Below are 14,839 nucleotides of genomic sequence, written 5' to 3' on the forward strand. Positions count from 1 at the left end.
AAAAATCGTTAATAGCAACATTATTTAGATGTTTTATAACCACTTTTATTCAATTAAAAGCGGCCATTCTCCTTCCAGGAATGCACTTCTATTATTCTCAGCATTTATATACCATAGTTGGATTCAAACATGCCCCTCACCGGCAAACAAAACTTGTTTTGCCGGTGAGGGGCAGCCCCAGATACCCTTTGCCTTTTGTACATTCGGCAACCAGGTTTGAAGATAAACAAAGAGCCTGGATATATCTCCAGGCTCTCTTGATTTTATATTTTAGCATCCGGGATATCAACGGAGCCCCGGATTCCCCTGACCTCCATCCGTTTTTTTGCCCTCAGTCTGTAATAAAAATAGCATGCCGCCATAAACGGAATTCCGCAATATAAGGAAATCCTTTGTTCTTCAATGAAAGCAAGACTGATGATGACTGCAGAGTTGGCGATGATGGCGAGAATCGGAACCACCGGATAGAAAGGTGTCTTATATTTAATATCCTCGATTCTTCCCCCGTTTCTCAGGAAATGCTTTCTGCCCAGCAGATTGGACACAGCAATGGACAGCCAGATGAAAACTGCGCCAAACCCGGCAATCGAAAGAAGCCATAAATAAACCGTTTCTTCCGCGAAAATTCCCGACAGCAGCGAAAGGCACCCGACCCCAAGACTAACCGTCAGTGCGAGCATAGGCACTCCCCGCTTATTGAGCTTAGAAAAGGCAGGGCTGATCATTCCTTGATTGGACATGGACCACAGCATCCTGGAAGTCGCATATAATCCTGAGTTTGCGACAGAGAGCACCGCGGTGATGATAACAAAGTTCATGACATCTGCGGCATATGGAATGCCAATGCCCTCAAACACTGCAACAAAAGGACTCTCTACAAGATCTGCCTTCTGCCACGGAAATAGCGCAGACAGAATGAACATGGAAAGGATAAAGAAAATAAAAATCCGCCATACCGTGCTATTGATGGCCTTTGGCACCGTCTTCTCCGGTTCTTCACTTTCACCGGCAGCAATGCCCACCAGCTCAGTGCCCTGAAAGGAAAAGTTGACTGCAATCATCGTTACCAAGATTGCTGTGATGCCATTCGGGAAGAGCCCGCCATTGTCTGTAAAATGGGAAAGATACGGTGCTGGCTGGCCATCCATCTGCAGCCACCCAAACATGGCCGCTCCCCCTACGATGATGAAGATGATGATCGTTACGACCTTGATTCCTGCAAACCAAAATTCCACTTCAGCAAAGCTTCTGGTGGACAATGCATTGACCAGGAATAACAGCAGGGTGAACACCACACACCACACCCATGTCGATACATCCGGGAACCACCGCTTCATCAGCATGCTGACCGTTATCAGCTCAAGCCCGATCGTGACAGCCCAGTTCAGCCAGGACATCCAGCCGACTACATAACCTGCCGATGGCGAGATATACTTTGAGGCGTAAGTTTGATAGGAGCCGGCATCAGGGAGCCTGACAGCAAGCTCTCCGAGGCAGAGCATGGTCAAGTACATGACAAATCCGCCCCACAGATAAGCAGCCAGGGCGCCGCCTGGTCCTGCTTCATGAATGGTGTAGCCGGAACTCATAAATAAACCTGTCCCGATTACCCCGCCCAAGGCTATCATTAAAATATGGCGCCTTTTTAGTTCCCGCTTCAAGACTGAATTTTCCACAAAGAATCCTCCCTCTGATTGTAAGCGCTTTACAAAAGCCTTAACTAGATGTAATTTTATAAGCTTTTTCAAATCATTAACCTTTTGAACCCAGTAGGTTGACTTCCGTTCCAGGCGCTCGCTTTCCGCGGGGCGGGCGGTGAGCCTCCTCGGCTTTGCCTGCTGGGTCTCACCTGTCCCGCTGCTCCCGCAGGAGTCTCGCACCTTACACTCCAGTCAACCTTGTTTAACAATAAAAACTACTTTATGAGCGATAAAAAAACAGGTTGAGCAATCCCTTTTAGTATATTCTGATAATTTTTAATCTAACTGATTTACCGTAAATATACAAGTAACTAATGCTTTAGGTCTTTTGTAACAGCATGTTATCTATTCACTTTATTTCGGCAGGTTGTCATTTTACTATATTAATAAAATATACACAAATGAAAACATGCAGGGAACAGATACATGCGAGAAACTTATAAGTCCGCTTTGAAAATTTAAATCATGATGTATAGTTATCAGGAAGGATAAATAATTATAATGCTTATGCTGAAAAAGACTGATAGTTCTTTATTCCCGAATTTCTGCAGAAAGAAATCGACTGAGAGAAATAAATATAGACTTCTTTCCCGCTCTATAGACACAAAAAAAGACCCCCTCGTTCAACCTGCCTGAGAACATGATCTACAAAGGGCCTAAGTTGCTCCGTAGTTTCTTTTCTGTCTTTCATGACGGTTAATTCAAGCTCCTTCTGACCCTTTTGAACTCCCATTAATTCCTTCTGTAAAGAAGATATTTCCTGCTTGGCATACTCCAGCTCAGGCGGCTTAAAACTTGGGCAGGATGTTCTCATTAATGGCTTTTTCATGTTCCTGTATCTTTGTCTCCATGATTACCGCCTCCAGTGTAATCCCCCTTACTTATTGCTTATCTTTTGAAGATTCAGCTTATTAATCAAAGAAAAAACACCTCCTTATTAAGGGGGTGCTTGACTCCTCTATTTATTTTTCCAATGACTCTAATGCTTGTTTTACTGTCGAAAAGTTTTTTGATTCTCTAACATCAAGCCCGCCTTCAACAATACTTTTAACCAACCCAGGCCTCAACCCGGTCGCAATCACATTAACATCCAACAACTGAAGTACCTGCGCCATTTCATATAAAGCCTGACCAAATTCGGGTTGAATGTGTTCAATTCCTGAGTAGTCAGCTATTAGATCTGTTATTTTCATTTCAACTATCCTTGGTACTACATGATCACGTAAATGTGCAATTCTGGATTCACTGAACTCACCAACAAGAGGGATAATACCTATCCCTTCTTTTATAGGAACAATAGGTGCAGATAAATTAACTATTTCTTTTTCTGTATGAATTCTAAATTGGGATATAAGCTGCTCATAATGTCTAACTGTTTCATTTAGACTGAAGTCTAAGAATTGGTTTAATTTCTTAAGCACATAGACGTTCTCTTTTAGAGAAAGACTTAAATTAATACTTATTTCAGTGAGGATGTCTACAAGGATGCTTCTACTCGGTGTGTAGCGCATGACTATTTCAGATATTCCACTATAGTCCGACACTTGTTTAACCGCATTATCCCTACTCCATTCCAGGAGTAAATCAGGAACTTCCTGATGACTGTTTTCACATAACAAGGAATTACCTAAGTGCTTGATTAGATCAGTATACATTTGAATTGCTTGAATTCTTTCCACATCTGAGATGCTTAAACTCATTTCTATCAGTACACTGTTAACAACCTGGCCAGCAAGCACCTCGGCATTTTCAACCAAATGTTGTCCCATCATATTTAGGGTCATGGTCATTTTCCTATGCCATCCTCTATAGTAGATTTTACAAAGATTATACGCCACAGACCTCCATTGTACAAATCCATAAATACCCTTTTACAGAAAAAATAGAAGAAGACGAACTTATAAAGTTCGCCTCCTACACTTCAAAGAAAATCTGAGTCGGCATAAAACCGGCACAAGTGATTTTCTCCTTTATAAAAACTCGTTGATATTACAAGGATTGTAATGAATTAACCGATGGAACCTTCCATCTCAAACTTGATCAGGCGGTTCATTTCAACGGCATATTCCATTGGAAGCTCCTTCGTAAATGGCTCAATGAAGCCCATTACGATCATTTCGGTTGCTTCCTGCTGGGAAATACCGCGGCTCATTAGATAGAATAGCTGCTCTTCTGAGACCTTTGAAACCTTGGCTTCATGCTCCAGGGAGATGTTATCATTCAAGATTTCATTATAAGGAATCGTATCAGAAGTTGATTTGTTATCCATGATCAAGGTATCGCACTCGATATTGGAACGAGCACCTTCCGCTCTTCGTCCAAAATGGACGATTCCGCGGTACGTAACTTTTCCACCCTGCTTGGAAATGGACTTGGACACGATGGTTGAAGATGTGTTTGGTGCCAAATGAATCATTTTCGCACCTGCATCCTGATGCTGGCCTTTGCCGGCAATGGCAATGGAAAGCGTCATTCCACGCGCGCCTTCTCCTTTTAGGATAACAGCAGGGTATTTCATGGTTAACTTGGAGCCGATGTTTCCATCGATCCATTCCATGGTAGCATTTGCCTCACAGACAGCACGCTTGGTAACAAGGTTGAACACATTGTTCGCCCAGTTCTGAATGGTCGTGTATCGGCAGTAAGCACCCTTTTTAATGACAATCTCAACGACTGCACTGTGAAGGGAATTCGTTGTATAGACAGGAGCTGTACAACCCTCTACATAATGCACACTTGCATCTTCATCCACAATGATCAGGGTACGTTCGAACTGTCCCATATTTTCAGAGTTGATACGGAAGTATGCCTGCAGCGGCGTATCCACTTTGATTCCTTTAGGAACATAGATGAAGGATCCGCCAGACCATACAGCCGAATTCAAGGCTGCAAATTTATTGTCTGTAGGAGGAATCGTTTTTCCAAAGTGTTCACGGAAAATGTCTTCGTTTTCCCGGAGCGCTGAATCAGTGTCTTTGAAGACAATGCCCATCGCTTCGAGATCTTCCTTCATATTATGGTATACAACCTCTGACTCATACTGGGCAGATACACCGGCAAGGTATTTCTGCTCAGCTTCAGGAATTCCGAGCTTGTCGAAGGTCTGCTTGATTTCGTCAGGCACTTCGTCCCATGACTTCTCTGACTTCTCAGAAGGCTTCACATAGTAGGTGATTTCGTCGAAGTTCAAGCTCATCAAGTCTCCGCCCCACTGAGGCATTGGCATATTATAAAAATGCTCCAAAGATTTCAAGCGGAAATCAAGCATCCATTGAGGTTCACTTTTCATTCGTGAGATTTCTTCTACGATTTCCCTGGTCAGACCGCGCTTTGAGCGGAAGATGGAAACATCCCTGTCCGAGAAGCCGTATTTATAATCCCCGATTTCTGGCATCTTTTTAGCCATAGATCTTTTCCTCCATTCTTTTGAAAGCAGGATATGCCCTGCTTATCAGTTCGTTTCCTTGAGCCCTTTTTCCATGGCCTTCCATGCTAGTGTGGCACACTTGATCCTGGCTGGAAACTTGGAAACACCCGAGAGAGCCTCGATATCTCCCAGGTCTATATCTTCATCATACTCGTTGCCCTTCATTATATTTGAAAAAATATCAGAAAGCTTAAGAGCCGTCTCTATATCTTTGCCTTTGACTGCCTGTGTCATCATGGACGCCGAAGACATGGAGATGGAGCATCCTTCTCCGTCAAACTTGGCGTCATTCACAATGCCATCCTTAACATCCAACGTCAGCCTGATGCGGTCGCCGCAGGTTGGATTATTCATATCCACAGTCAGGTTCCCGTTATTAAGGACACCTTTGTTGCGTGGATTTTTATAATGATCCATGATCACCTGGCGATACAACGTGTCTAGATTATTAAAAGACATTGCTGAAATACTCCTTTGTTTTGACAAGCCCTTCCACAAGCTTATCAATATCTTCTTCGGTGTTATACAGGTAAAAACTAGCACGGGCCGTCGACGATACCTTCAGCCAGCGCATAAGCGGCTGGGCACAGTGATGGCCGGCACGGACTGCGATGCCGTCTGCATCAAGGACCGTCGCCACATCGTGCGGATGCACTTCGTCCAGGTTGAACGTGATGACACCTGCCCGCTGCCCGGCGTTTTTAGGGCCATATATAGTTATACCCTCTACCTGTGACATTGAATCAAGCGCATAGGCTGCAAGCTTATGCTCATGGGCCTCAATTTCATCAAGGCCGATATCCGTAAGAAAGTCAATGGCCGCACCAAGGCCGATGGCGCCGGCAATGATTGGAGTGCCCCCTTCAAACTTCCAGGGAAGCTCCTTCCATGTTGACTCAAACAAGTCCACGATATCAATCATTTCACCGCCGAACTCGACCGGCTCCATTCCCTCGAGCAGATGCTTCTTGCCATAAAGGACGCCGATTCCTGTCGGGCCGCACATCTTATGCCCTGAAAAAGCAAAGAAATCGCAGTCAAGATCCTTCACATCCACTTTCAGGTGAGGAGCTGCCTGAGCTCCATCCACCACCATGACCGCACCCTTTTCATGGGCAATCTGTGCGATTTCCTTTATTGGATTGATGACACCCAATACGTTGGAAACATACATAATGGAAACAATTTTCGTGTTTTCCGTGATCGTTTTCCGCACATCTTCAAGCGAAATTGTTCCGTCTTCCTGAAGGGGAAGATATTTTAAAACGGCCCCGGTCTTCTTGGCAGCCTGCTGCCAGGGAATGATATTACTGTGATGCTCCATGTAGGAAATCACAATTTCATCCCCTTCTTTCAGGTTATCCCCGCCGTAGCTTGAAGCCACGAGATTGAGGGCAGTGGTTGTTCCACGCAGAAAAACTATCTCCTCAAGAGAGGCGGCATTGATGAATTTCCGGGCCTTTTCACGGGCTCCTTCGTATCGATCTGTCGCCTTTGTCCCAAGAGTGTGTACGCCCCTGTGTACATTGGAGTTATATTCGCGATAATATGCGCTGATTTCGTCAATCACCTTCAGCGGCTTTTGTGACGTGGCTGCACTGTCAAGATAAACAAGCGGGCTTCCGTTCACTTCCTGGCCTAGTATCGGAAATAACTTCTTGATTTCATGGGCATTCATTATTTAACTTTCCTTTCGATAACCTCTACCAATCCTTTTTTAACCGACTCGATTGGCAGCTGGTTTACTACCGGAGCAAGGAAACCATGGATTACTAACCTTTCCGCTTCAGTCTGCGGGATTCCCCGGCTCATCAGATAATAGAGCTGGATAGGATCAACACGTCCTACAGAAGCTGCGTGTCCAGCAGTCACATCGTCTTCGTCAATGAGGAGGATCGGGTTGGCATCGCCCCTTGCTTTCTCGCTCAGCATCAGTACCCTTGACTCCTGCTCAGCATTTGACTTGGAAGCACCATGCTCAATCTTCCCGATTCCGTTGAAGATAGAGGATGCACTGTCCTTCATCACGCCATGTTTCAGGATGTAGCCTTCGGAATTCTTGCCCCAGTGGATGATGCTTGTTGTAAAGTTCTGGATCTGCTCACCGCGGCCGACCACAACCGTTTTAGAATCGCCGAAGGATCCATCTCCCACAAGGTTTGTAATATTTTCAGAAATGGTATTTCCATCATTCATCAAGCCTAAAGCCCACTCAATCTTTGCATCCCGACCGGCAGTTCCGCGGCGGTTTACATAAGTCGTGATGCCCTTGGACAGATTATCAACCGCACCATATGCAACGCGTGCATTCGTTCCGGCAAACACTTCTGTGATGATGTTGGCAATTCCCTCTGATTCCGTTGTTGAAATATAGTTTTCCACATACGTTACCTGGCTGTTGTCATCTGCCACAACCAATACGTGGTTGAACAGCGCTGCTTCAGGGTTGTCGTGAAGGAAAACAGCCTGCAGCGGCTCTTTAATTTCTACATTCTTAGGAATGTAGATAAAAGCCCCGCCATTCAGCAATGCTGCATGAAGTGCAGTAAGACGGTGCTCATCTGCCTTCACGCCGTCCTTCATGAAGTACTTCTCCACAAGCTCAGGATATTCCCTGGCTGCCGTGATGATATCGGTAAACACGACTCCCTGGCCTTTGACATCCTCTGAAAGCGATGAAAAAGCCGGGGTATTATTCCTTTGTACATAGAGGTTCTGGCTGCCTTCATTCGCACCGACCAAAGTCTTTACACTCTCAGGCAGTTCCTCAGCGCTGGCAAAAACTTCACTTTCCACAACATGCTTTGAAAAGCCGGTGAAATTCCATTTATCGATTTTCGTCTTATCCGGCCGCGGAAGCGGAAGATTCTCATAGGCTGCAAGTGATGCAGTCCTAAGCTCAGTGAGCCAGCCGGGTTCATTATTCTGTTTCGAAAAGGAGCGTACATACTCCTGGTCAAACGGCAATTTAATTTCCGTGGTCATTGCAATCCTCCTAACGCTTACGCTTCTTGGCCAACAGTTTCGTCTTCAATACCCAGTTCTTGCTTGATCCAGTCATATCCTTCAGCTTCCAGGCGCTGGGCAAGCTCAGGGCCTCCAGACTTAACAACACGGCCCTGCATCATCACGTGGACGAAATCAGGAGTGATATAGTTCAGCAGGCGCTGATAGTGAGTGATAATCAGGCATCCGAATTCATCGCCGCGCATTTGATTGATTCCCTTTGATACAACTTTGAGTGCATCGATATCAAGACCCGAGTCAATCTCATCAAGAATCGCAATCTTCGGCTCGATCATCATAAGCTGAAGGATTTCATTACGCTTCTTCTCTCCGCCTGAGAAACCTTCATTGAGATATCTCTGTGCCATATCCTGATCCATTTCCAGGAAGTCCATCTGCTTATCCATAGTGCGGATGAATTTCATCAGGGATACTTCATCGCCCTCTTCCCTGCGTGCATTCACAGCAGAACGAAGGAAATCAGCATTCGTCACGCCAGTAATCTCGCTTGGGTACTGCATAGCAAGAAACAGACCTGCGCGTGCCCTTTCATCCACTTCCATTTCCAGTACATCTTCACCATCAAGCGTAATAGAACCGCTAGTCACTTCATATTTAGGGTGGCCCATGATTGCAGAAGAAAGAGTGGATTTACCAGTTCCGTTAGGACCCATGATTGCGTGAATCTCTCCACCCTTAATCTCAAGGTTTACACCTTTTAAAATTTCCTTGCCCTCGATCTCCACATGCAGATCTTTAATCGTTAAAGTTGATCCAGCCATAATATATACCTCCGTGAATAGTAAGTCTTACTCATAAAACCCGGCTTGACCGAGTATTAACACAATAATTGAATTATAACCTTTATCCGGCTCTTCAGCCATCTTTCAAGAAAACAAATATCATTCTCAATCTATTCTCATTACAATATTATAACATTTTTAAATAAAACACAAATATTCTAAAGCGGAGAACGGTGCCTTTTATAAAAACTTTATCAGAAGCAGAATGTCGCACACTCCTATATAAAATCAGTAATTTCAATGAAAGGCAGACATCCGACCAGCATAAGACGGGGCGGCTATGGGAAGTGTCCTTTCTTCTCATAGCCGGCCTGGCTTATGACGGGAGGATGTCAGTTCGGAGCTGGATGACACTAAAGCGGAGAACGGTGCCTTCTAAACAGAAAAGTATTAAAGGCAGAATGATGCACTCACCTTTTTAAAACCTGGATCTCCGATGAAAGGCAGACACCTGACAGGCATAAGGCCAGCGGCAGCTGAAGGCCGATCTTGCCTTTAGATGGCGATTGACTTATGACCGAAGGTGTCAGTTCGGAGCTGGCAGACACTAAAGCGGAGAACGGTGCCTTTTAAACAGAAAAGTATTAAAGGCAGAATGATGCACTCACCTTTTTAAAACCCGGATCTCCGATGAAAGGCAGACACCTGACAGGCATAAGGCCAGCGGCAGCTAAACGCCGATCTTGCCTTTAGATGGCGATTGACTTATGACCGAAGGTGTCAGTTCGGAGCTGGCAGACACTAAAGCGGAGAACGGTGCCTTTTAAACAGAAAAGTATTAAAGGCAGAATGTTGCACTCACCTTTTTAAAACCTGGATCTCCGATGAAAGGCAGACACCTGACAGGCATAAGGCCAGCGGCAGCTGAAGGCCGATCTTGCCTTTAGATGGCGATTGACTTATGACCGAAGGTGTCAGTTCGGAGCTGGCAGACACTAAAGCGGAGAACGGTGCCTTTACTTCCAATGAAGTTGGAGGACGATTGCATTTACCGCAGGCATCTTTTGTTCTAAAAAATCCCTTTAAGACCATTTTCTCGTTACTGCGGGCACCTTTTAGGTCATAAAAATTCTTTTAAGACCATTATTTCTTTACTGAAGGCACTTTTTGGTCATGAGAATTCTTTTAAGACCTTTTTCCCTTCAACGAAGGCACTTTCTGGCCATAAAAATCTTTTTAAGACCATTTTCCCTTCCCTGGAGACTCTTTTTGGTTCTAATCGTTCCTTTACAACCATTTTTCATTCACCAAAGGTCTTTTTTGGTTCTAAAAGTCCCTTTACAACCTTTTTTCATTCACCAAGGTCTTTTTTTGGTTCTAATGCTTCATTTACAACCTTTTTTCATTCGCCGGAAGCTCTCTTTGGTTCTAATCGTTCCTTTACAACCATTTTTCATTCACCAAAGGTCTTTTTTGGTTCTAAAAGTCCCTTTACAACCTTTTTTCATTCACCAAGGTCTTTTTTTGGTTCTAATGCTTCATTTACAACCTTTTTTCATTCGCCGGAAGCTCTCTTTGGTTCTAATCGTTCCTTTACAACCTTTTTTCATCCACCAAAGGTCCTTTTTGGTTCTAAAAGTCCCTTTACAACCTTTTTTCATTCGCCGGAGACTCTTTTTGGTTCTAATGCTTCCTTTACAACCTTTTTTCATTCACCAAAGGTCTTTTTTGGTTCTAATGCTTCCTTTACAACCTTTTTTCATTCGCCGGAGACTCTTTTTGGTTCTAATCGTTCCTTTACAACCATTTTCCAGTCACCAAAGGTCCTTTTTCGTTCTAAAAGTCCCTTTACAACCTTTTTTCATTCACCAAAGGTCTTTTTTGGTTCTAATGTTCTTTACAACCATACCCCTTCTCCGCAGGCTCCTTTTCTCCGTAAAACTTTTTCACAGCTGGACCAAGTACACCAAAGCCCAATTAAGAAGCGAGCAGCACCCAAAAGCTGTCCAAACATTATGTAGAAATAAAAATCCTCAGGATCTAAAAACCCTTTTTCTTCTATTAATATATTTTTACCTATCCAAAGCTGTTCTTCTTATCCTGTATGTCCAGCCAGTAATTAAACAAAAAGAAAGACCAGCCAAAAGCATTCGGCTGGTCCCTGCGGCTTTTTGCCAGGCATCAATTGTGTATTTTGCGGTTTATTTCTTCGTTGATCTGGTGGCTTTTTGCATAGCTTTCTTCCCGCTTTTCTTCAACCTTTAATCTTACGTCAAGGTTGCGGTTATATTCGCTGTAGCCTATACCATGATTTTGCTGCATTGCTTTTTCCATGTCATGAGTAACTTGCAATTTCAAGTTGTTATTAATGATACTCATTCCTTTCTTGTAGTTACAGAGCTATTCTAACATGGTGCCAATCCTGTGGCAAAATCTCTATAGAGCCGTATTACAGCGTAATTCACTTTTGATGAAAGGCTGGAGAATGGAGATGGTCCCGCATGCAAAATTGCTCCGGATTCTTTTGATATCCTCCATATTTCAATTATGAAAGGAGATCGGAATCCTGCAGGTCGGTAATGGTATCCTGTACAAGGGTTACCGCCTGGCTCATAGCTGCTCCTCCGCCAAAAGCCGCCGTCACTCCTACAGCCTCCAAGATTTCTGCCTCGGATGCACCATGGTCTAGACAGCCTTTTACGTGATAGATAATACAATATTCGTCCTGTGAGAACAGACTGATCCCCAAGGCAATCAGCTGCTTTTCTCTTTGAGTCAGCGAACCTTCCTCAAAGCATGCTTCAGTAAAATCATTATAATGCTGGGCCAGCTTAGGCATCTTTTTCATGAAGATTCCAAGTCCTTCTTTATAATCACGGATGGCCATTTCCGAAGGGTTGGAAGGCATATGCGGGATTTGATCCATTTCAGAGTCACTCCTGTTAAGTTATTCCCCCTTAGTATGCGGCTAAACGCCTTATTTATCCGTGCTTCTTTAAAAAGGTATTTTCTCAAAAACAGCTGTTTCTTAGAAAAGAGCCCCAAAAAAGAGGAAGCGCCTATACGCTTCCTCTTCTTGAATTATTCACTTACCGGCACGACTGCACCTTTGTATTCTTTTTTGATGAAGTCCTGGATTTCTTTGGTACGAAGAACTTCTACCAATGTTTTGATTTCTTTTTTATCTTTGTCGCCTTTTTTCACAGCGATGACATTTACATAAGGAGAGTCTGAATTTTCAAGAGCAATAGCATCTTTAACCGGGTTTAACTTTGCATCAATGGCATAGTTGGAATTGATAAGGACTGCGTCGCCTTCATTATTTTCATAAACTTTTGGAAGAAGAGATGCTTCGATATCTGCTTTGAATTTTAGCTTTTTCTTGTTTTCCGTAATGTCTTTCACCTGGGCAGTGGTCTTGTCAATGCCTGGTTTAAGCTTGATCAGGCCTTCTGCTTCAAGCATGGATAGAATGCGGCCATGGTCAGCTACAGAGCTGCTCATGATTATTTCAGCATTCTTTGGAAGCTGGCTGAGCTTTTTGTATTTCTTGGAGTACACGCCGATAGGTTCGATATGGATTCCGCCGGCATTTTCAAAATCATAGCCATTTTCTTTGATCTGCGCTTTTAGGTAAGGAATGTGCTGGAAGTAGTTTGCATCCAGTTCACCTTCATCCAGTGCTTTGTTTGGCATAATATAGTCCTGATACTTTACAATCTTCAGGTTGATGCCCTTTTTCTCAAGAGCAGGCTGTGCTTCTTTCAGAATTTCAGCGTGAGGCACATTGGAGGCACCTACAGTCAATGTCTTTGAATCCCCGCTGCCGCCAGAATCTCCTTTGGTACCGCATGCCGCCAATACCGCAGATACTACAAGCAGAAGCACTAAGCTTACATACTTTTTCATACTAATCTCCCCTTATCTCTTATCTAGTTTCGTGGTTATATAATCTCCAATAAATTGGATGATAAACACAATCAATAAAACGATGACGGTTGCTGCCAATGTGACATCATTCTGGCTCCGCTGGAATCCGTCTAGATACGCAAGGTTACCAAGGCCGCCTGCCCCGACTACACCAGCCATAGCGGTATAACCTACCAGGGCAATGGCTGTTACCGTTATCCCGGAGACCAATGCCGGAAGGCTCTCTGGGATCAGGACCTTACCGATGATGGTTCCAGTCGTTGCTCCCATGGAGCGCGCAGCTTCGATGACTCCTTTGTCAATTTCACGGAGTCCGATTTCAACCATCCGGGCGTAAAATGGCGCAGCACCGATAATCAGGGCGGGAAGTGCAGCATTTGCGCCAATCATCGTGTTCACAATGGCCTTTGTAAATGGAATCAGCAATACAATCAGGATGATGAAGGGAATAGACCTGAAAATATTAACAAAAGCACTGACCACTGTATGGACCGCCTTGTTTTCCCACAGATTCCCTTTCCCCGTTAAGAATAGGAGTAACCCCAATATTATACCGAGGACAAAGGTTGCGAGTACGGAAATGGCTGTCATGTACAATGTTTCCTTGGTTGCTTCCAAGATCACATCCCACTCGACATTCGGGAATAAGTTAGTCACCATTCTCAATCACCTCTACTCCTACCTGGCTTTGCCTGATGAATTCAATGGCTTTGTCCATCTCAGCGCTGCTGCCGTCCATATGGATGAACAAGGTGCCGTAAGAACCGTTCTGAGTCGGGGAAATTTTCCCCTGCAGAATGTTAACCTCCAGGTTGAATTGACGGATCAGCTGGGTAATGAGGGGCTTTTCAGCAGAATCCCCTGTAAAGGACAGCTGGACAACCCGGCCATTTGGATAGTGCTGCAGAAGGTGTTCAATGGTTTCCTTCGTCTCTTCGGGCTCTGTGACCTGCTGAACAAAGCGTTTTGTGATTCCGGCTTTAGGATGCTTAAACACTTCCAGCACACTTCCTGCTTCGACGACTTTCCCATTCTCCATCACGGCCACCTTATGGCAGATTTTCCTGATCACATGCATCTCATGGGTAATCAGGACAATGGTGAGGCCCAGTCGTTTATTTATATCCTGGAGAAGCTCCAGGATAGAATCCGTCGTCTGGGGATCGAGTGCTGAAGTTGCTTCGTCACACAGCAGCACCTTTGGATTGTTGGCGAGCGCCCTTGCTATGCCGACGCGCTGTTTTTGCCCGCCGCTCAGCTGGGACGGATAAGCGTGTTCCCGCCCTTCCAGGCCGACAAGCTTGATGAGCTCCTTCACCCTCTCCTCCCGCTTTTCTTTTTGGACACCGGCGATCTCAAGAGGGAAAGCGATATTCTCACTGACCGTTCTCGACCACAGGAGGTTGAAGTGCTGAAAGATCATGCTGATTTCCTGCCTGGCCTTTCTCAATTCTGAGCCCCTGATTTTTGATATTTCACGGCCGGCTACGGTTACATTTCCCGAGGTCGGGAGTTCCAGACCATTCAACATACGGATCAGAGTACTTTTTCCTGCTCCGCTGTAGCCGATGATTCCGAATATTTCGCCCTGGCTTACTTCAAGGTCTACCTCGTCCACCGCTTTTATCTGGGAGCTTCCTTTAAGGCTGGCCTGGTATATTTTGCTTACATTAGAAAGGAAAATCAATGCTGTCACCTCTTTTATGATGGAATATGGTTCGTACAATAAGAAAAGCCTTTCTGCGAAATAACAGAAAGGCATGATGTAAAAAGTCCTTCCTCTCATTTCCCAAAGCTTCAAGCTCTGTGTGAATTGGCACCTTATCAGGAACTATCTCCTGCCGGTTGCCGGGTTTCATCGGGCACATCCCTCCACCTCTCTCAATAAGAGTCTTATATTAAATTGAATTTTAAGTCAGCTTAAATCACATAATTGAGATTCTAGCACCATTCTCCTCCGGTGTCAACGAAAAACTTTAGGGATTTCGCACCATAAAAAGAGTACAGGGCATTCAGGGCTGCCCTGCACTCTT

Annotated in this window: 13 protein-coding genes and 1 riboswitch; all 13 genes read right to left on the bottom strand. The window is 44.6% G+C overall.

Features of this window, described 5'->3' with window-relative positions; translation table 11 throughout:
* Positions 1-263: 263 nt before the first annotated feature.
* The gene (locus V1498_RS18185) at positions 264-1,628 is read right to left on the bottom strand and encodes an amino acid permease (protein ID WP_409299350.1); all 1,365 of its coding nucleotides are present in this window, start codon (positions 1,626-1,628) and stop codon (positions 264-266) included.
* 667 nt (positions 1,629-2,295) lie between these two features.
* On the bottom strand, positions 2,296-2,529 hold the full coding sequence (locus V1498_RS18190; RefSeq protein WP_409295193.1) for a hypothetical protein: 234 nt from the start codon (positions 2,527-2,529) through the stop codon (positions 2,296-2,298).
* A 133-nt stretch (positions 2,530-2,662) separates the two neighbouring features.
* Positions 2,663-3,490 (bottom strand): STAS domain-containing protein, encoded by an 828-nt coding sequence (locus V1498_RS18195; protein ID WP_409295194.1) that lies wholly within the window; start codon positions 3,488-3,490, stop codon positions 2,663-2,665.
* Between the two features lie 218 nt (positions 3,491-3,708).
* Positions 3,709-5,106, bottom strand: coding sequence for a Fe-S cluster assembly protein SufB (gene sufB / locus V1498_RS18200; protein ID WP_409295195.1), 1,398 nt, complete (start codon positions 5,104-5,106; stop codon positions 3,709-3,711).
* A gap of 45 nt (positions 5,107-5,151) precedes the next feature.
* Complete coding sequence (gene sufU / locus V1498_RS18205; RefSeq protein WP_409295197.1) at positions 5,152-5,586, bottom strand: Fe-S cluster assembly sulfur transfer protein SufU; 435 nt, start codon at positions 5,584-5,586, stop codon at positions 5,152-5,154.
* A complete protein-coding gene (locus tag V1498_RS18210) occupies positions 5,576-6,805 on the bottom strand; it encodes a cysteine desulfurase (RefSeq protein ID WP_409295199.1) in 1,230 nt (409 codons plus the stop codon). The genes sufU and V1498_RS18210 overlap by 11 nt, the downstream gene beginning before the upstream one ends.
* Positions 6,805-8,112 carry a Fe-S cluster assembly protein SufD gene (gene sufD, locus V1498_RS18215; RefSeq protein ID WP_409295200.1) on the bottom strand — a complete coding sequence of 436 codons (1,308 nt, stop codon included), beginning with the start codon at positions 8,110-8,112 and terminating at the stop codon, positions 6,805-6,807. Before sufD ends, V1498_RS18210 begins: the two co-directional genes overlap by 1 nt.
* A 17-nt stretch (positions 8,113-8,129) precedes the next feature.
* A complete protein-coding gene (gene sufC, locus V1498_RS18220; protein WP_409290173.1) occupies positions 8,130-8,915 on the bottom strand; it encodes a Fe-S cluster assembly ATPase SufC in 786 nt (261 codons plus the stop codon).
* A gap of 2,142 nt (positions 8,916-11,057) precedes the next feature.
* Positions 11,058-11,198: a hypothetical protein gene (locus tag V1498_RS18225; protein WP_409290175.1), complete on the bottom strand. Its 141-nt coding sequence runs from the start codon at positions 11,196-11,198 to the stop codon at positions 11,058-11,060.
* Positions 11,199-11,421: 223 nt separating this feature from the next.
* Complete coding sequence (locus tag V1498_RS18230) at positions 11,422-11,802, bottom strand: carboxymuconolactone decarboxylase family protein (protein ID WP_409295201.1); 381 nt, start codon at positions 11,800-11,802, stop codon at positions 11,422-11,424.
* Positions 11,803-11,957: 155 nt separating this feature from the next.
* The gene (locus tag V1498_RS18235; RefSeq protein ID WP_409295202.1) at positions 11,958-12,785 is read right to left on the bottom strand and encodes a MetQ/NlpA family ABC transporter substrate-binding protein; all 828 of its coding nucleotides are present in this window, start codon (positions 12,783-12,785) and stop codon (positions 11,958-11,960) included.
* 12 nt (positions 12,786-12,797) lie between these two features.
* Complete coding sequence (locus tag V1498_RS18240; RefSeq protein WP_409295204.1) at positions 12,798-13,466, bottom strand: methionine ABC transporter permease; 669 nt, start codon at positions 13,464-13,466, stop codon at positions 12,798-12,800.
* Positions 13,456-14,493, bottom strand: coding sequence for a methionine ABC transporter ATP-binding protein (locus V1498_RS18245; protein ID WP_409299352.1), 1,038 nt, complete (start codon positions 14,491-14,493; stop codon positions 13,456-13,458). Before V1498_RS18245 ends, V1498_RS18240 begins: the two co-directional genes overlap by 11 nt.
* Positions 14,494-14,585: 92 nt before the next feature.
* Positions 14,586-14,697, bottom strand: a riboswitch (SAM riboswitch).
* Between the last annotated feature and the right edge of the window lie 142 nt (positions 14,698-14,839).

This window comes from Paraperibacillus marinus (genome assembly GCF_046237605.1).
GTDB lineage: Bacteria > Bacillota > Bacilli > Bacillales > DSM-1321 > Paraperibacillus > Paraperibacillus marinus.

Excerpts from the sequence above, each read along its gene's own strand:
- V1498_RS18185 (WP_409299350.1), bottom strand. The coding sequence starts at position 1,628 with ATGATAGCCTTGGGCGGGGTAATCGGGACAGGTTTATTTATGAGTTCC.
- V1498_RS18190 (WP_409295193.1), bottom strand. The coding sequence starts at position 2,529 with ATGAAAAAGCCATTAATGAGAACATCCTGCCCAAGTTTTAAGCCGCCT.
- V1498_RS18195 (WP_409295194.1), bottom strand. The coding sequence starts at position 3,490 with ATGACCATGACCCTAAATATGATGGGACAACATTTGGTTGAAAATGCC.
- sufB (WP_409295195.1), bottom strand. The coding sequence starts at position 5,106 with ATGGCTAAAAAGATGCCAGAAATCGGGGATTATAAATACGGCTTCTCG.
- sufU (WP_409295197.1), bottom strand. The coding sequence starts at position 5,586 with ATGTCTTTTAATAATCTAGACACGTTGTATCGCCAGGTGATCATGGAT.
- V1498_RS18210 (WP_409295199.1), bottom strand. The coding sequence starts at position 6,805 with ATGAATGCCCATGAAATCAAGAAGTTATTTCCGATACTAGGCCAGGAA.
- sufD (WP_409295200.1), bottom strand. The coding sequence starts at position 8,112 with ATGACCACGGAAATTAAATTGCCGTTTGACCAGGAGTATGTACGCTCC.
- sufC (WP_409290173.1), bottom strand. The coding sequence starts at position 8,915 with ATGGCTGGATCAACTTTAACGATTAAAGATCTGCATGTGGAGATCGAG.
- V1498_RS18225 (WP_409290175.1), bottom strand. The coding sequence starts at position 11,198 with ATGCAGCAAAATCATGGTATAGGCTACAGCGAATATAACCGCAACCTT.
- V1498_RS18230 (WP_409295201.1), bottom strand. The coding sequence starts at position 11,802 with ATGGATCAAATCCCGCATATGCCTTCCAACCCTTCGGAAATGGCCATC.
- V1498_RS18235 (WP_409295202.1), bottom strand. The coding sequence starts at position 12,785 with ATGAAAAAGTATGTAAGCTTAGTGCTTCTGCTTGTAGTATCTGCGGTA.
- V1498_RS18240 (WP_409295204.1), bottom strand. The coding sequence starts at position 13,466 with ATGGTGACTAACTTATTCCCGAATGTCGAGTGGGATGTGATCTTGGAA.